General features: G+C 59.7%; 18 protein-coding genes. 5 read left to right on the top strand and 13 right to left on the bottom strand.

Features of this window, described 5'->3' with window-relative positions:
* Positions 1 to 36: 36 nt before the first annotated feature.
* The 4 genes from aspS to HX812_RS09715 form a co-directional block, all read right to left on the bottom strand.
* Positions 37 to 1,812, bottom strand: a complete 1,776-nt coding sequence (gene aspS / locus HX812_RS09730; protein ID WP_033898492.1) for an aspartate--tRNA ligase — start codon at positions 1,810 to 1,812, stop codon at positions 37 to 39.
* Positions 1,813 to 1,919: 107 nt separating this feature from the next.
* Positions 1,920 to 2,141, bottom strand: a complete 222-nt coding sequence (locus HX812_RS09725; RefSeq protein WP_010208103.1) for an FmdB family zinc ribbon protein — start codon at positions 2,139 to 2,141, stop codon at positions 1,920 to 1,922.
* Positions 2,142 to 2,308: 167 nt separating this feature from the next.
* Positions 2,309 to 2,641: a ribbon-helix-helix domain-containing protein gene (locus HX812_RS09720; protein WP_038845970.1), complete on the bottom strand. Its 333-nt coding sequence runs from the start codon at positions 2,639 to 2,641 to the stop codon at positions 2,309 to 2,311.
* A gap of 180 nt (positions 2,642 to 2,821) precedes the next feature.
* A complete protein-coding gene (locus HX812_RS09715) occupies positions 2,822 to 3,295 on the bottom strand; it encodes a Dps family protein (protein WP_033898494.1) in 474 nt (157 codons plus the stop codon).
* A gap of 415 nt (positions 3,296 to 3,710) precedes the next feature.
* On the opposite strand from HX812_RS09715, the gene HX812_RS32250 reads away from it, so the two are divergent.
* Positions 3,711 to 4,313 (top strand): cold-shock protein, encoded by a 603-nt coding sequence (locus HX812_RS32250; protein ID WP_038845968.1) that lies wholly within the window; start codon positions 3,711 to 3,713, stop codon positions 4,311 to 4,313.
* Between the two features lie 69 nt (positions 4,314 to 4,382).
* On the opposite strand, the gene HX812_RS09705 is transcribed toward HX812_RS32250, so the two are convergent.
* Positions 4,383 to 4,589 carry a SlyX family protein gene (locus HX812_RS09705; protein ID WP_010208093.1) on the bottom strand — a complete coding sequence of 69 codons (207 nt, stop codon included), beginning with the start codon at positions 4,587 to 4,589 and terminating at the stop codon, positions 4,383 to 4,385.
* A 3-nt stretch (positions 4,590 to 4,592) separates the two neighbouring features.
* Positions 4,593 to 5,018 carry an HIT domain-containing protein gene (locus HX812_RS09700; RefSeq protein WP_038845967.1) on the bottom strand — a complete coding sequence of 142 codons (426 nt, stop codon included), beginning with the start codon at positions 5,016 to 5,018 and terminating at the stop codon, positions 4,593 to 4,595.
* An 874-nt stretch (positions 5,019 to 5,892) separates the two neighbouring features.
* Here HX812_RS09700 and HX812_RS09695 point away from each other — a divergent pair.
* Positions 5,893 to 7,191 carry an OprD family porin gene (locus tag HX812_RS09695; RefSeq protein ID WP_033898499.1) on the top strand — a complete coding sequence of 433 codons (1,299 nt, stop codon included), beginning with the start codon at positions 5,893 to 5,895 and terminating at the stop codon, positions 7,189 to 7,191.
* 192 nt (positions 7,192 to 7,383) lie between these two features.
* Here HX812_RS09695 and HX812_RS09690 read toward each other — a convergent pair whose 3' ends face one another.
* Both HX812_RS09690 and HX812_RS09685 read right to left on the bottom strand, forming a co-directional pair.
* Positions 7,384 to 8,226: a mechanosensitive ion channel family protein gene (locus HX812_RS09690; RefSeq protein ID WP_016975459.1), complete on the bottom strand. Its 843-nt coding sequence runs from the start codon at positions 8,224 to 8,226 to the stop codon at positions 7,384 to 7,386.
* Between the two features lie 123 nt (positions 8,227 to 8,349).
* Positions 8,350 to 8,835, bottom strand: a complete 486-nt coding sequence (locus HX812_RS09685; RefSeq protein WP_003175814.1) for a YajQ family cyclic di-GMP-binding protein — start codon at positions 8,833 to 8,835, stop codon at positions 8,350 to 8,352.
* A gap of 123 nt (positions 8,836 to 8,958) precedes the next feature.
* Here HX812_RS09685 and HX812_RS09680 point away from each other — a divergent pair, with 123 nt between their 5' ends.
* The 3 genes from HX812_RS09680 to HX812_RS09670 are packed head-to-tail and all read left to right on the top strand — an operon-like array spanning position 8,959 to position 12,540.
* Positions 8,959 to 9,876, top strand: coding sequence for a putative 2-dehydropantoate 2-reductase (locus HX812_RS09680; protein WP_177128224.1), 918 nt, complete (start codon positions 8,959 to 8,961; stop codon positions 9,874 to 9,876).
* Positions 9,877 to 9,922: 46 nt separating this feature from the next.
* Complete coding sequence (locus tag HX812_RS09675) at positions 9,923 to 11,959, top strand: ATP-binding protein (protein WP_033898501.1); 2,037 nt, start codon at positions 9,923 to 9,925, stop codon at positions 11,957 to 11,959.
* Positions 11,960 to 11,961: 2 nt separating this feature from the next.
* On the top strand, positions 11,962 to 12,540 hold the full coding sequence (locus HX812_RS09670; RefSeq protein WP_038845963.1) for a cob(I)yrinic acid a,c-diamide adenosyltransferase: 579 nt from the start codon (positions 11,962 to 11,964) through the stop codon (positions 12,538 to 12,540).
* Positions 12,541 to 12,661: 121 nt separating this feature from the next.
* Here the strand turns inward: HX812_RS09670 and pcaG are convergent, their stop codons facing one another.
* Genes pcaG through HX812_RS09645 form a run of 5 tightly spaced genes read right to left on the bottom strand, consistent with a single transcriptional unit; the run spans position 12,662 to position 16,787 of the window.
* Positions 12,662 to 13,228, bottom strand: coding sequence for a protocatechuate 3,4-dioxygenase subunit alpha (gene pcaG, locus HX812_RS09665; RefSeq protein ID WP_038849781.1), 567 nt, complete (start codon positions 13,226 to 13,228; stop codon positions 12,662 to 12,664).
* A gap of 1 nt (position 13,229) precedes the next feature.
* Positions 13,230 to 13,934 carry a protocatechuate 3,4-dioxygenase subunit beta gene (pcaH, locus tag HX812_RS09660; protein WP_019817832.1) on the bottom strand — a complete coding sequence of 235 codons (705 nt, stop codon included), beginning with the start codon at positions 13,932 to 13,934 and terminating at the stop codon, positions 13,230 to 13,232.
* Between the two features lie 17 nt (positions 13,935 to 13,951).
* Complete coding sequence (gene pcaF / locus HX812_RS09655; RefSeq protein WP_177128137.1) at positions 13,952 to 15,154, bottom strand: 3-oxoadipyl-CoA thiolase; 1,203 nt, start codon at positions 15,152 to 15,154, stop codon at positions 13,952 to 13,954.
* Positions 15,151 to 15,930, bottom strand: a complete 780-nt coding sequence (locus tag HX812_RS09650; protein WP_028619270.1) for a CoA-transferase subunit beta — start codon at positions 15,928 to 15,930, stop codon at positions 15,151 to 15,153. The genes pcaF and HX812_RS09650 overlap by 4 nt, the downstream gene beginning before the upstream one ends.
* The gene (locus HX812_RS09645; protein WP_038849774.1) at positions 15,930 to 16,787 is read right to left on the bottom strand and encodes a CoA transferase subunit A; all 858 of its coding nucleotides are present in this window, start codon (positions 16,785 to 16,787) and stop codon (positions 15,930 to 15,932) included. Before HX812_RS09645 ends, HX812_RS09650 begins: the two co-directional genes overlap by 1 nt.
* Positions 16,788 to 16,895 lie beyond the last annotated feature (108 nt).

Here is a 16,895-nt window from a genome sequence, read left to right as displayed (position 1 = left end):
ACTGCGTAAACCTCAGTGCGCTTTCACGCAGCAGCCTTACTCAGCCTTAGGCGTCTCGCGCAGGCGGATGTGCAGTTCGCGCAGTGCCTTGGCATCCACCACACCCGGAGCCTGGGTCATGACGTCCGCAGCGCTCTGGGTTTTCGGGAAGGCAATCACTTCGCGGATCGACTGGGCGCCGGTCATCAGCATCACCAGACGGTCCAGGCCGAACGCCAGGCCACCGTGCGGTGGTGCGCCGTATTTCAGGGCGTCGAGCAGGAAGCCGAACTTCTCTTCCTGTTCCGCTTCGTTGATGCCCAAGAGACGGAACACCGCTTGTTGCATCTCTTTACGGTGGATACGGATCGAACCGCCACCCAACTCAGTGCCGTTGAGCACCATGTCGTAGGCACGGGACAAAGCGCCTGCCGGGTTGGCTTCCAGCTCGGCCGGCGAGCACTTCGGCGCGGTGAACGGGTGGTGCAAGGCGCTGAAGCTGCCGTCGTCGTTCTCTTCGAACATCGGGAAGTCAACGACCCACATCGGGGCCCATTCACAGGTCAGCAGGTTCAGGTCGTGACCCAGCTTGATGCGCAGCGCGCCCAGGGCCTCGCTGACGATCTTGGCCTTGTCGGCACCGAAGAACACGATGTCACCGTCGACTGCACCGACGCGATCGAGGATCGCGTTCAGGTTGTCCAACGGGATGTTTTTCACGATCGGCGATTGCAGACCTTCAACACCGTTGGCGCGCTCGTTGACCTTGATGTACGCCAGGCCCTTGGCACCGTAGATGCCGACGAACTTGGTGTAGTCGTCGATCTGCTTGCGCGGCATGCTCGCGCCGCCAGGCACACGCAGGGCGGCGATGCGGCATTTAGGGTCATTGGCCGGGCCGCTGAACACCTTGAAGTCGACTTCCTTGAGTTGGTCGGCCACGTCCACCAGTTCCAGCGGGTTACGCAGGTCTGGCTTGTCGGAACCGTAGCGGCGCATGGCTTCTTCGAAGGTCATGTGCGGGAAATCGCCGAACTCCAGGTCCAGCACTTCCTTGAACAGGTTGCGGATCATCTGCTCGGTCAGGCCCATGATCTCTTTTTCATCGAGGAAGCTGGTCTCGATGTCGATCTGGGTGAATTCCGGCTGGCGGTCGGCGCGCAGGTCTTCGTCACGGAAGCACTTGGCGATCTGGTAGTAACGGTCGAAGCCGGCCACCATCAGCAGTTGCTTGAACAGTTGTGGCGATTGCGGCAGGGCGAAGAACGAACCCGCGTGGGTACGGCTCGGCACCAGGTAGTCACGCGCGCCTTCCGGGGTGGCCCGGGTCAGGATCGGGGTTTCAACGTCCAGGAAGCCGTTTTCGTCGAGGAAGCGGCGGATGCTGGTGGTCATGCGCGAACGCAGGCGCAGCTTCTCGGCCATTTCCGGACGACGCAGGTCCAGGAAGCGATAGCGCAGGCGGGTTTCTTCGCCGACGTCGGAGTATTCGTTGAGTGGGAACGGCGGGGTTTCCGACTCGTTCAGCACTTCCAGCTCGTAGCCCAACACTTCGATGCCGCCGGAGGCCATGTTCTTGTTCACGGCGCCTTCCGGACGCAGGCGAACCTTGCCGGTGATCTTCACGACGTATTCGCTGCGCACGCGATCGGCGGCGGCGAAGCTCTCGGCGCGATCCGGGTCGAACACCACCTGGGCCAGACCATCACGATCACGGATATCGAGGAAGATCACCCCGCCGTGGTCGCGGCGACGGTGGACCCATCCGCAAAGGGTGATTTCCTGACCTTCCAGGGTCTCGTTCAGTTGGCCGCAATAGTGGCTGCGCATCATGGTCGTGGTTTCACTTCTCGTAATTCGAAATTCGGTGGAGGCTTGCCTCGTCACCGTACATTAAAGCAGGGGACGGATAATGCAGGAGCCTGCGCGTAGAGTTCAACTCAGTCTGCTTTGTCGCCGCCCGCCAGGTTCTTCTTCGAGCCGGTCTTGAAGTCGGTCTCGTACCAGCCGCTGCCGCTCAGGCGGAAGCCCGGCATGGACAACATCTTCTTGAGTTCCGGCGCTTGGCAGGCCGGGCAATCGACCAGCGGCGCGGCGCTGATCTTCTGAATGGCTTCCAACTGATGACCACAGGAAGCACATTGATAGTCGTACATGGGCATGGCGATGTCTCGGCGATCAGAACGTTACTGCGCCACGCCTGCTCCGGGTTAACCCGGCACGCGCAGCAAAGCGCGGGATTATATCTGGTAAATCGAGGCAGCGCAGCCGGCTTTCTGCCTCGGGGCCTTGCCCACCTCAAAGGAGGGCTGCCCCCGAAGCCCGGTGGCTAATAAGGTTGAACACGCTCTTTCAACGCGTGAACCACGCACACCACCCTGACCAACCCACTGAAGTTCTTCACACCGCCATAACGCAAGTGCACTTCGCGATCCACGTAGGACAGCAAGGCACTGACCGAACAGGCGTTGATCCTGGCGATTTCCGTGAGGATATTCCAATAAATCTGCTCCAGCCGCAGGCACGTGGAAAACCCGTTGAGCCTCACCGACCGGGACAATGGCTTGGCCAGCCCCATGTCGAACCCTTTTACAAAGGGGTCGACCTTTATTTTATGAAAACCACCGGTCTCCATGATTCCATTACCCACTCCGCGTGACATACACCTGACACTCCATTGCCAAACAGCCGCCCATGGGTTGTCCCATTGGGCAATGACCCTATAAAACAGCAGGCAGAGTGCGGCAGCCAGAAGACGCGGAGTTGATCGGCGTAGGACAACGCTAGCAAATGCGTGGAAACAAGCGAGCGGCGCCGGGAAGGCGCCGCCCAGGGCAGTCGTTTACTTATTTTCGAGCAAGGAACGCAGCATCCACGCGGTTTTCTCGTGAACCTGCATGCGCTGGGTCAACAGGTCGGCCGTCGGCTCATCGCTGACCTTGTCGAGCAGCGGGAAGATGCCACGCGCGGTGCGCGTGACCGCTTCCTGGCCTTCTACCAGTTGCTTGATCATGTCTTCAGCATTCGGCACGCCTTCTTCTTCCTTGATGGAAGAAAGACGCGCGTAGACCGAGTAGGCACCCGGCGCCGGGAAACCCAATGCACGGATACGCTCGGCAATGGAGTCCACCGCCAGCGCCAGCTCGTTGTATTGCTCTTCGAACATCAGGTGCAACGTGCGGAACATAGGGCCCGTGACGTTCCAATGGAAGTTGTGGGTCTTCAGGTACAGTACATAGGTATCGGAAAGCAGTCGCGAAAGCCCGTCGACGATGGATTTACGATCTTCTTCACTGATACCGATATCGATTGCCATGTTTATCCCCTTCAATTGACAAGCATTCATTGATCAGGTGCAGGTCCACTCTAGCAAGTGTGCCGGTGATGCGCAGCCCGGCGCGGCAATTCGCCCCGCCCCGGCCTGTGAAAACGACACAGTCCAAGCCTTGGGCCCATGTAGGAAATCTCCCAGAAGGCCGCTTGAAAAGCCCGCACGTGTCTAGGACAAGCGTTTGACGCAGAAATGCCGTCGCCCTTGCAACACCTCGAAATGCTTGATTTGAGTAGGCACAGCCTTTGCTGTTAAATAGGCGGCGTGTCGTCGCCGTTACTTTCTGCGGCAGCGGCATAGGCTGATACCCCGCGCACGTGCCCAACGCCTCCCATTGTTCAGAAGCGAACCGTGCCAGTCAGCTCTTCCTTGTGATCCGTCTTAACGTGAGTTAATCAAAATGTTGAAAATCGTCCACCTGCTAACGGGCGTTGCAGCTTTGCTGCTGTCCTTTATCCCGAGCCTGCAGCCTGAAAGCCTGCCGTATCTGGAACAACACGACGCTCTGTACCTGGCCTTGTTCGGCCTTCTTAACCTGACGCTGGCACCGGTGATCCCTTACTGGAACAAAGGCACGCGTCATCAACTGCAAAACCTGGTCAGCGCGCTGTTGGTACTGACTGTTGTCGTACAAACCCTCACCCTCCTGGCCCCCATGCCTGAAGTCGGCGGCCACCCGGCCATCCTGCTCAGCCTGGTGATTGCTGTGGTCGCCATTGTTCTTCACCTGGCCATCAGCTTCTATCGCTCGTCCCCTGCGGCCTCGTCGCAAACCTACGACATGACCAATCGGGATACCGGTACCGTCAAGTGGTTCAACACCTCCAAAGGCTTCGGCTTTATTTCCCGTGATTCGGGCGACGATATCTTCGTCCACTTCCGGGCCATTCGCGGCGAAGGCCATCGCGTTCTGGTGGAAGGCCAGCGCGTGGAATTCTCCGTCATGAATCGCGACAAAGGCCTGCAGGCCGAAGACGTGATCGCTGCACTGCCGCGTCGCTGATAGCCGCCTTCGCAGTAAAAAAAACCGCGACCCAGCCAGGCTGGGTCGCGGTTTTTTTATGCACGCCTATTAATAGTGAGGCGGCGGCGCTTCTTCTTCAGACGTTTCGAACTGACCGCCCATTTCTTCCTGGCGCTTGAGCAGCGCGGTCATCTGCAGTTGCAGGCGCTCGACGGCCCGCTGCTGGGTGACGAGGATGTCATTGAGGGTCTCGATGGTGTCGTCCTGGAAGGCCAGGCGGCTTTCCAGATCGTTGACGCGGTCTTGCAGATCCATGATTCAGCCCTGGGTAAAGACGAAGTCGGCGGGCAACAGCTCGCGCAGGCGAGCACGAATGGCTGCCACGTGTTCATCGGTATAAGGCTGCGCGGGGTGTTTGCCCCATACCGGCGCAGGCCAGGCGGCATCATCACGTTTGCGCACGATCACATGCACGTGCAACTGGCTGACCACGTTGCCCAGAGCGCCGATGTTCATTTTGTCGGCGGACAAGCCTTCATTCAGCAACTGGGCCAAGGCGGTGGTTTCTTGCCACAGGCGTTGTTGGTCGACGACATCCAGTTGAAACACTTCGCTGATACCGTGGATGCGCGGCACCAGGATGAACCAGGGGTAGTTCGAGTCATTGGACAGCAGCAGGCGGCACAGGGGGAAATCCCCGATGACCAGTGTGTCTTGTTGAAGGCGTTGGTCTAAAGCGAACACCGCAGGCACTCCGTTCGGCAGGTCAGGTTCAAGGCGCCCAGCATACCTGCGAATCGCTATTGCTTCACGTCAGCCAATACGCGCCCAGGCAAGGCGTGACGAAAAAAAGTGCACCATTTCGAGCCAAACGGATTTTTCGACTACGCTCAATGACCAATCCTTCAGTGATTAGCTAAGCGCTGATCAAAACATTGCGACGAGAACCGCGATGCAGAGGCCTCACAAAACAAGGCATTGAGCCATCACCGAAACACTGAGGCATCAGACGGCATGCACCAAAATGACCCAATCGCGCCTCAAAGAGATCCGCCGATTACCCACTGACCGGGGTGAACGGGTAACGTTTTTCCCAGATACAGGATTTATGCACCCCAACACAGGCACAGAGCCCGGGCGTCAAGGCCAAACCAATCGGCGTAAAAACCCCGTGCTTATGCGGTTTTCACGAGGCAGTAACGTTTTTCACGAAAAAATGACATTCGATTTACGGTTTGGGCACGCTTGCTGCATTCATCCCTTTATCGTCGGCAACGGCACCGGAAGGGAAGCAGGTGTTTCGCGATGAAAAACAGCAGCGGTTCAATGCACACCAAGGAAGATTTCAAACTTGGAAAGTAACGTTTTTTTGCGTTCTTTTAACGGTCTGGAAACAGTATTGAAGTTGTCAGCCTCGTTACAGTGAGGCTGTGAATTTGCGACATGGATATAGCAATCTACGACAAGCTCGTAAAGAAGCTGAAAGGAAAGTTGGGCAAGTATCGCCAATATTGTCAGCGTGATATAACTTTGCGCCGACACAAAAAGAAAGAGCCGCCCAGACAAAAATATAGGTGGGACGGCAGTACTCTTCCTAAAACCAAAGGAGCAAATCACGATGCGCGTGATGAAGTGGAGCATGATCGCCCTGGCTGTTTCAGCAGGCACTACGCAGTTCGCAATGGCGTCCGCCCAAAGCGATTCCAAAGGCTTTGTTGAAGACAGCACTTTCAGCATTAACACTCGCGCCCTGTACTTCAGCCGCGACTTCCGTAACAACCCGTCGGGCCCGGACTCTCAGAGCCGTGCCGAAGAATCCGGCCTGGGCTTCAACGCCCTGTACTCTTCGGGCTTCACCCAAGGCACCATCGGTGTCGGTGTTGACGTGATCGGCCTGCTGGGCGTCAAGCTCGACAGCGGCAAAGGCCGTGCTGGCACTGGTCTGTTCCCAACCGGTTCCGATGGTCGCTCGCAGGACGACTACTCCAAAGGCGGCGGCGCGGTTAAATTCCGTATTTCCGATACTGTGCTGAAAATTGGTGACCAATACACCACAGCTCCAGTATTCGCTTCAGACGACAGCCGTTTGCTGCCAGAGCTGCCGCAAGGTATCTCGATCACCAGCAGCGAGATCAAGGGCCTGAAGCTTGAAGGCGGTCACTTCACTTCCAGCGTCGCGCAAAACCAGACCTACCATGACAGCCTGGGCCTGACCAAAACCGACTTCGTCGGTGGTGTCTACTCCTTCACTCCTGAGTTCACCGGTAGCCTGTACTACGCGAAAACTGAAGATTATTTCCGTAAGTACTACAGCAACCTGAACTGGACCCACGCGATCAGCGACGACCAGTCGTTTGCCTTGGACTTCAACATCTACGACACCAAGAGCGAAGGCGAAGGCCTGCAACGTGCTTCCAAAGACAGCGCTCTGCCGTTCGCAGAACGTACCAAGCTCGATAACCGTGCGTTCAGCTTGCAGGGTGCGTACACCATCGGTGCACACACCTTCACCCTGGCAGCTCAGAAAGTTACCGGCGACGGCGACTACGGCTACGGCGTAGACGGCGGCGGCACGGTGTTCCTGGCCAACTCCATCGCCCGTTCCGACTTCAACGCCGAGGGCGAGAAGTCCTACCAGGCGCGTTACGACATCAACATGGCAACCTTTGGCATTCCTGGCCTGAGCTTCATGACTCGTTACGTGACCGGTAGCGGCGCCAACACCGCCACCACCTCGAACGGCAAAGAGTGGGAACGCGACATCGAAGCCAAATACGTGATCCAGAGCGGCCCAGCCAAAGACCTGAGCCTGCGTGTACGTCAAGCGACCTATCGTTCGTCTGATGGCGTGTACTACGGTTCGTCGTCGATCGACGAACTGCGTCTGATCGCGCAATACCCGCTGAACATCCTGTAATTGACAGTTTTATTACAGCGATGACTTAAGGCTTTCGCCTTAAACAAAAAGCCGCTCTCTTGTTTAACAAGGGAGCGGCTTTTTTATGGCTTTAATGTTTCAGCAACAAAATAACTAGCAAGCTAACTAACGACACTATCACCGGCGGCTTGAACCTGACCTAACGGCCAAGTTCAAGGCAGTTAATTGCCATTACTTGGCAGCTGTTTCCTGCATCACGCGAATAACCCGCTGTGGAAACGGAATATCAATCCCCGCCGCTTTCAAACGATCCCGTGCAAGTTCGTTCAACATGAACACTACGTCCCAATAATCCGCAGTCTTGGTCCAGCAACGCAGGGAAACAGTGATCGAACTGTCACCCAAGGTCGATACCACTGCAACAGCCGCCGGGTCTGCCAGTACACGCGGGTCTTTGGCCAGTTCCAGCAACACTTCACGGGCTTTCTGCAGGTCAGCTTCATAGTCGACACCCACGTCAAACACCACCTTGCGGGTCGGCTGACGGTTGGTGTTGGTGATGAGGCCGTTGGACAAGCTGCCGTTGGGGATGATCACGGTCTTGTTGTCACCGGTACGCAGCACGGTGTGGAAGATCTGGATGCTGTCGACGGTGCCGGAAGTGCCCTGGGCTTCGATCCAGTCACCAATGCGGAACGGACGGAACAACAGAATCAGCACGCCGCCAGCGAAGTTCGCCAGGCTGCCTTGCAATGCCAGGCCAATGGCCAGGGTAGCGGCACCGATCGCGGCCACGAACGAAGTGGTGGCGACGCCGATCATCGAGGCCACGTTGACCACCAGCATGACCTTGAGCGCAATGTTCGCCAGGCTGGTGATGAAGTGTTGCAGCGCCAGGTCGGCATTGCGCAATGCCAACAAACGCCCCACTCGGTGGGTCAACACGTTGATCAGCCACCAACCGATGGCCAGGGTGAGCACCGCCAGCAAAAAACGGCTGCCGTATTCCATGATCATCGGGATCCACGACTCTGAGGTCTTGATCAGGTGATCCACTTCAGCATTCAAATCCATCTACATTCTCCTGTTTACCGGATGTTTGGCCATAAATGCAATTGAGCCCCGTAGGGCTCAATAGTCGGCGCAGGTTCTGGGGCGTGGGACGTCAAAAACGCCCACAGGTTCCCCAAAGTGCCATCAGTCGCGGAAGTTATTAAACTGCAGCGGCATGTCGAAGGTCTTGGCGCGCAGGGCCGCGATGGCCTCTTGCAGGTCGTCACGCTTTTTGCCAGTGACGCGAACCTGCTCACCCTGGATCGCGGCCTGGACTTTCAGCTTGGCGTCCTTGATGTGAGCAACGATCTTCTTCGCCAGCTCCTTGTCGATGCCTTCCTTGAGGACGGCTTCTTGCTTCATCAACTTGCCGGAGGCGTAGGCGTCCTTGATCTCAAGGCATTGCGCGTCGATCTTGCGCTTGACCAGCGACAGCTTGAGGATCTCGATCATCGCTTCCAGCTGGAAATCGGCTTCAGCGGTCAGGTTGACGGTCAGCTCTTTTTCCTTGAATTCGAAGCTGCCCTTGCCTTTCAAGTCATAGCGACGGTCCAGTTCCTTGACGGCGTTCTCGACGGCGTTGGTGACTTCGTGTTTGTCCAGTTCGGATACCACGTCGAACGAAGGCATGTCATTTCTCCAATATAAGGGGCGGGCTCAGTAGAGATGGAGCGCGCCCAAGCTAAAATGCCGGGGCATTATAGCGGTTCTTTTGTCCCGTTCGCTGCGGGTGACCCTTTGGAGCACAAACTGATGTCGACCACCTGGCATATTCTCGGCGCCGGCAGCCTGGGCACACTCTGGGCCACCCGGCTGGCGCGCGCTGGCGTGCCCGTGCGGTTGATCCTGCGCGATGCTGCGCGCCTGGCCAGCTATCAGGCAGCCAAAGGGCTAACGCTGGTAGAACAGGGCATGGAACACACATACCCGGTAATTGGCGAAACGCCCGACAGTCCCGAGCCGATTCATCGCCTACTCGTGGCGTGCAAAGCCTACGACGCACAGAGTGCCGTCGCACAGCTGCAACACCGGCTGGCACCGGACGCAGAACTGATCCTGCTGCAGAACGGCCTCGGCAGCCAGGACGCGGTGGCCGCGCAACTGCCCCAGGCACGCTGCATCTTTGCCTCCAGTACCGAAGGCGCGTTTCGCGATGGCGATTGGCGTGTGGTGTTCGCCGGCCATGGCTACACCTGGCTGGGCGACGCGAGCCACCCCACCCCGCCGCTCTGGCTGGATGATTTACAGGCCGCCGGCATCCCCTACGATTGGAGCACCGACATCCTCACGCGGCTGTGGCGCAAGCTGGCGCTCAATTGCGCCATCAACCCGCTGACCGTGCTGTACCAGTGCCGTAACGGAGAACTGCAAGCCCATCACTGTGAAGTCGCAACCCTGTGCGCCGAACTCGGCGAACTGCTGGAGTGTTGCGGCCAACCGGCTGCCGCGCAGGACCTGCAACACGAAGTGGAACGGGTGATCCAGGCCACTGCCGCCAACTACTCGTCCATGTATCAGGACGTGACCGCCGGCCGTCGCACCGAAATCAGCTATCTATTGGGCTATGCTTGCCAGGCGGGTTCTCGTCACCAGTTGAACCTGCCGCACCTGCAACAGCTGCAAGTGCGCCTGGTGGAGCGCTTGCTTGCACGTGGATTGCCCCGCGACTGAACCACGCGCTACCCTGCCCGCCTGTCTATCACCTGGGAAAACCCTGATGCCGCTGCGCCAGCGTCTTGAAAACCTACCGGTCGGGCAGAAACTGCTGGCCGCCCTGCTGGTGCTGTTGACCACCGTGTTACTGGTGGCCAACCTGACCTTTATCAGCGCCGCCTACTGGATTTCCCAGGAAAGCATGGCACCCCAGGCCTTGCAGGCCATCGGCCGCCTGGTGTCCAACCCCGCACTCGCCGCCGAAGCCCTCGAATCGCCCGCCAAGGCAGACGCGCTGCTCAATGAACTGACCAGCTATTCGCCGTTGCGCGCCGCCGCCCTGTATGACGGCGAAGGCAATCGCCTGGCGCAGATGCAACACGGCGACCGCCTGCACCTGCCAGACAACTATCGGCATATCGAAGCCTGGCGCGTGACCGAGTTTCGCAGTAACCAAATCATCACCCTGCCCCGCGCCGGCCAGCCGTCCGGACATCTGCTGCTGGTGGCCAGTAGCGAGCTGCCAGTGGCGTTCTATACCGGCACGTTGACGGCCAGCCTGGGCATCCTGATTTTCAGTGTGTTGTTGTGGCTGATCATCGCCCGCCAGATCAAACGCCTGATCACTCGGCCAATCCACGAACTGGAAGAACTCTCACGCCAGGTCACCCGCGAGGAGAACTACGCCTTGCGCGCCGGCCGTGGCAACCACGATGAAATTGGCAGCCTGGCCGAGGCCTTCAACACCATGCTGTCGCGCATCGAAGCCCGTGAGCAACAGCTCAAGCGTGCGCGGGACGACTCTCAGGCGGCGTATGACCAGGCTCAGGGTCTGGCGGAAGAAACTCGCCACACCAACCGCAAACTGGAACTGGAAGTGCAGGTTCGCAGCAAGATCGAGAAGAAACTCACCGGCTTCCAGAATTACCTGAACAGCATCATCGACTCCATGCCCTCGGCGCTGATCGCCCTGGATGAACAGCTCTACGTCACCCAATGGAACCAGGAGGCCAGCGCTCTCTCCGGCACGCGCTTGGACGAAGCCCTGAACCAGCCGATTTACCTGGCGTTCCAGCCGCTCAAACCTTACCTGCCGCAGATCCGGGCGGCGGTGGAGCAACACACCGTGGAGCGCATCGAGCGTGTCACTTGGTTCAAGGACGACGAAGCCAAGCACTACGCGCTGACCTTCTACCCGCTGATGGGCGGGGCCGGGCGTGGCGTGGTGATCCGGATCGATGACATCACGCAGCGCCTGTCCCTGGAAGAAATGATGGTGCAGTCGGAGAAGATGCTCTCCGTGGGTGGCTTGGCTGCCGGCATGGCCCATGAGATCAACAACCCGCTGGGGGCGATCCTGCACAACGTGCAGAACATCCGCCGCCGCCTGTCCCCCGAGTTGCCCAAGAACCTGGAGCATGCGGAGCAGGCAGGCATCGAGCTGGAAACAGTCAACCGCTACCTGCAAAGCCGCGAAGTGCCGCAACTGCTCGATGGCATCCAACAGGCTGGGGCGCGGGCGGCAAAGATCGTCACCCACATGCTCAGTTTCAGCCGTCGCAGCAACCGGCAGATGGCCCCCTGCGATTTGCCGGCGCTGATCGACCAGGCCGTGGAAATCGCTGGCAATGACTTCGACCTGGCCATCGGCTTCGACTTCAAGGGCCAGGCCATCATCCGCCAGTTCGATCCTCAACTCGGCCCGGTGCCCGGCACCGCCAACGAGCTGGAACAGGTGCTGCTCAATCTGCTGAAAAACGCCGCCCAGGCCATCCATCTGCGTGAAGACGACAGCGAGCCGGGGCGCATCATCCTGCGCACGCGCCTCAACCCGCCGTGGGCGGAGATCCAAGTGGAAGACAACGGCATCGGCATGAGCGAGAACGTGCGCAAACGCACTTTCGAGCCGTTCTTCACCACCAAGGAAATCGGCCAGGGCACAGGGCTCGGGCTGTCGGTGTCGTATTTCATCATCACCAACAACCACAAGGGCCAGATGGAAGTGCATTCCACCCTGGGCCAAGGCACCTGCTTCACCCTGCGCCTGCCGTTGGCCGGTAGCCAACTGCCCCCTTACGAACTGAACCAACTGGAGCACTGACCATGGGCTTTCGCCTGTCGAAGATCTACACCCGTACCGGCGACAAGGGCGAAACCGGCCTGGGCGATGGCCGCCGCGTGCCCAAGGACCACCCACGGGTGGAAGCGATTGGTGAGGTGGATACGCTGAACAGCCAGTTGGGTTTGTTGCTGGCCAGCCTGGAAGAACAGAGTGGCAAGCATCCGGAGTTGAAGGATGTGATCGAGGTGTTAACGCCTTGCCAGCATCGTTTGTTCGATCTGGGCGGTGAACTGGCAATGCCGGTGTACAAAGCCTTGAACGCTGCGGAAGTGGATCGGCTGGAAGCCGCGATTGACCGCTGGAATGAGGAAGTGGGGCCGCTGGAGAACTTCATCCTGCCCGGTGGCTCGGCATTGATCGCCCAAGCCCATGTGTGCCGCAGCCTGGCGCGCAGTGCGGAGCGGCGGTGTCAGCAGTTGAATGCGGTGGAACCATTGGAAGGCGTGGGGTTGGCGTACATCAATCGGTTGTCAGATTTGCTGTTTGTGGCGGCGCGGGTTATTGCCAGACGCCAGGGTGTAGCTGAGGTTTTGTGGCAAGCAGCTGCTAAACCCCATTGATTACTCAGTGCCTGATCTGACGCCTTCGCGAGCAAGCCCGCTCCCACATTCGACCGTATTCCAAAGGTGGAACTCGATCGAATGTGGGAGCGGGCTTGCTCGCGAATGATCTCAAGCCAACTCAATAATCAAAGAACACTGTTTCCCGGTCTGTGCCCTGCAACACCACATTCCACTGATGCACACCCTCTGCATCCTGCTTGGCAATCAAGGTTTCGCGCCGATCTGCCGGCACACACGCCAGCAACGGGTCATCCCCATTCAGCGCCTCACCGTCAAAGTAAATCCGTGTCATCAAGTGCTTCACCAAGCCACGGGCAAACACCAGCACCACCAGGTGCGGCGCCTGGGTTGTGCCTTTCAGGCCCGGCACCGCACCCGGCTTGATGGTGGTAAAGCGAAACCGCCCTTCGGCATCCACCGGCACCCGGCCGAAGCCTTCGAAGTTCGGGTCGACGGCTTTGTCCTGCTCGTCTTCCGGGTGGTCATATTTACCGGCGGCATTGGCCTGCCAGACTTCAAGCATGGCGTCGTTGACGACATCGCCATTGCCATCCACCACTTGCCCGCTGATCGCCACACGTTCGCCGAGGGTGGCGCTCACGGTCAGGTCTTCGCGGTTCAGCCAGGTCAGGCCGATGTGGTAATACGGCCCGACGGTGTGGGACGTGGTCGCGTTGAGTGTCATCTCATTTCTCCATCGGCGTGGCGTCGCGGCCGCGCAGGACGATGTCCCAGCGGTAGCCGAGGGCATAGGAAGGAATGGTTTTTTCCAGATCGAAGCTGGCGATCAAGCGTTGCTTGGCCGAGGTGTCCGGCACGCAGTTGTAGATCGGGTCGTATTCCAGCAGCGGGTCGCCGGGGAAGTACATCTGCGTGACCAAGCGCGTCAGCACGCTCGGGCCGAACAGCGAAAAGTGGATATGCGCCGGGCGCCACGCGTTGTGGTGGTTGCCCCACGGATAGGCACCGGGCTTGATGGTCTGGAACTGGTACCAGCCATCGGCGTCGGTGACGGTGCGGCCGGTGCCGGTGAAATTCGGGTCCAGTGGCGCATCGTGCAGGTCGCGCTTGTGGTTGTAGCGACCGGCGGCGTTGGCCTGCCAGATCTCCACCAGAATGCCCGGCACAGGCAAACCGTTTTCGTCGAGTACACGGCCATGAATGATGATGCGTTCGCCTTGGGGCTCGCCTTCATGCTGGGCCGTGAGGTCGTTGTCCTTCTCATTGATGCGTTCGGCGCCGATGGTCGGGCCGGTGATTTCCGACAAGGAATGTGGCAGGAACACCAACGGCTGGGACGGCGAACGCAGGTTCGTCGACTGGTAGGCCGGGTGCAGGTAATCAGGTTGAGTGCCCGCTTGCGGGCGCCGGTATCCAGGCTTGTCACTCATGGTGCAGTCCTCTCTTATTAGATGCGTTCAATCGCCAGGGCCAAGCCTTGGCCGACGCCCACGCACATGGTCGCCAGGCCTTTGCTGCCGCCGGTCTTTTCGAGTTGGTGCAGGGCCGTCAGCACCAGCCGCGCGCCGCTCATGCCCAGCGGGTGGCCGAGGGCGATGGCGCCGCCGTTCGGGTTGACCTGCGGCGCGTCGTCGGCGATGCCCAGTTCGCGCAGCACGGCCAGGCCTTGGCTGGCGAAGGCTTCGTTGAGTTCGATGACGTCAAAGTCGGTGACGGCCAGGCCCAGGCGCTCGACCAGCTTACGCACCGCTGGCACCGGGCCAATGCCCATCACACGCGGCGCGACACCGGCGCTGGCCATGCCCAACACGCGGGCACGGGCAGTCAGACCGTGTTTTTTGACGGCTTCGGCTGAGGCCAGGATCAGCGCTGCAGCACCGTCGTTGACACCCGAGGCGTTGCCGGCGGTCACCGTTTTGTCCGGGCCGTTCACGGGCTTGAGTTTGGCCAGGGCTTCCAGTGTGGTGTCCCGTGGGTGCTCATCGTGTTCGACCAGGGTTTCGCCTTTTTTATGGGCGACGCGTACGGGCACGATTTCTTCAGCGAAGTACCCGGCGGCTTGTGCAGCAGCGGTACGTTGCTGGCTGCGCAGGGCAAAAGCGTCTTGGTCGGCGCGGGACACCTTGTAGTCGTCGGCCACATTGTCGGCCGTCTGCGGCATTGCATCCACGCCGTACTGGGCCTTCATCAACGGGTTGATAAAGCGCCAGCCGATGGTGGTGTCTTCCAGCTTCATATTGCGCGAGAACGCCGCGTCGGCCTTGCCCATCACGAACGGCGCGCGGGACATCGACTCGACGCCACCGGCAATCGCCAGTTCCATTTCACCGCTGGCAATCGCGCGGAAGGCGGTGCCGATCGCGTCCATGCCCGAGGCGCACAAGCGGTTGAGGGTCACACCCGGAATGCTTTCCGGCAGGCCCGCCAGCAGCAACGCCATGCGCGCTACGTTGCGGTTGTCTTCACCGGCCTGGTTGGCGCAGCCGAGGAACACTTCATCGACGGCCGTCCAATCCACCGAAGGGTTGCGCTCGATCAACGCCTTGATCGGCAGCGCGGCCAGGTCATCGGCACGCACGGTGGACAAGCCACCGCCGAAACGGCCAATGGGGGTACGCATGGCATCACAGATAAATACATCGCGCATCAGGCTTCTCCCGGCGCTTGGCCATGGGCGGCCGCAGTGCGGGCTTCAAGGTCACGCAGGGCGGTCAGCTCTACGTCAGTCGGTTCGGCGGTGGTGTCGACCTGGTCGGCAAAACGAATCGCCCAACCGGTCGCGGCCACCACCTGCTCGCGGGTCACTCCAGGGTGCAACGCGGTGACCACGAATTCATGGGTGCCCTCCTCCGGCTCCATGATGCACAGGTCGGTAATAATCCCGACAGGGCCGGCACCTGGCAGACCCAGGCGTTTACGCGAGTCGCCGCCTTCGCCATGGCCGACCGAGGTGATGAAGTCGAGCTTGTCGACAAACGAACGCGCCGACTGCTTGAGGATGATCAACACGCTCTTGGCCGAACCGGCGATTTCTGGCGCGCCACCGGCTCCCGGCAGTCGCACTTTAGGCTGGTGGTAGTCACCGACCACCGTGGTGTTGATGTTGCCGAAACGGTCGACCTGAGCCGCGCCGAGAAAGCCCACGTCGATGCGACCGCCCTGCAGCCAGTAGCGAAAGATCTCACCGGTCGGCACGACGGTGTCGGCGGTTTCCGCCAGCTCGCCATCACCGATAGACAACGGCAGTACCGACGGCTTGGCGCCAATCGGGCCAGACTCGTAGATCAACACCACATCCGGCGAAGAAGTCAGGCGCGCCAGGTTCGCCGCCTTGGACGGCAGGCCAATGCCGACGAAGCATACCGAGCCGTTCTTAAGGCGGCGCGCGGCGGCGACGGTCATCATTTCATTGGTCGAGTAAGCCATTACTTGGCCTCCTGCGCGGTGGCCAGTTTGGCCTGGAATTCGCTGAAATCGGCGGTGCCGTGGATGTATTCATTGATCCAGGCGGTGAAGGTCCCACGGTCGCGGGCGATCGGGTCCCACGCCTGGTAGAAGCGGTTATCACGCTCGTTGTAGCCATGGGCGTAGGACGGATGCGCGCCACCCGGCACATGACACACCGCCGTCAGCGCCCAGGTCGGCAGTACGCAGCTGTTCATCGGCGCATTCAGGTCATCGACGATTTCTTCGACGGTGACGATGCAACGCTTGGCCGCCAGGGCCGCCTCTTTCTGCACACCGAGGATGCCCCACAACAGCACGTTGCCCTTGCGGTCAGCCTTTTGTGCATGGATCACGGTGACGTCCGGGCGCACCGACGGCACCGCCGCCAGCACTTCACCGGTAAAGGGGCAAGTCACGGTCTTGATCAGCGGGTTGACCTTGGGCAAATCGGAACCCGCGTAGGCACGCAGCACCGCGAACGGTAGGCCGGAGGCGCCGGCGACGTAGGCATTGGCCAGGTCGGCGTGGCTGTGTTCTTCAATTTCCAGCGGTTGCGGCCATTGCTTCTCGACCGCGTCGCGCAGGCGATGCAAGGAGCCCACGCCGGGGTTGCCGCCCCAGGAGAAAATCAGCTTGCGGGCGCAACCAGCTCCGATCAACTGGTCGTAGATCAGGTCAGGTGTCATGCGCACCAGCGTCAGGTCTTTTTTGCCCTGACGAATGATTTCATGACCTGCTGCCGTTGGGATCAGGTGGGTGAAGCCTTCTAGCGCGACGGTGTCACCGTCGTTCACAAATTGCTTCACCGCGTCACGCAGCGCGAGGATTTCAGCCATGGGGTTCGGGCTCCCGGTATGGATCGAAAAAGGCGCTGAGGTGGCGCCGAAGTGCTTGAAGATTAAGCCGGGGAAATGGGCCAAACAATCCGATAATCGACTCAGTGT

It is taken from the genome of Pseudomonas sp. IPO3749, assembly GCF_013386605.1.
Classification (GTDB): Bacteria; Pseudomonadota; Gammaproteobacteria; order Pseudomonadales; family Pseudomonadaceae; genus Aquipseudomonas; species Aquipseudomonas azotoformans_A.
This window is presented reverse-complemented; position numbering and strand designations above follow the sequence as displayed.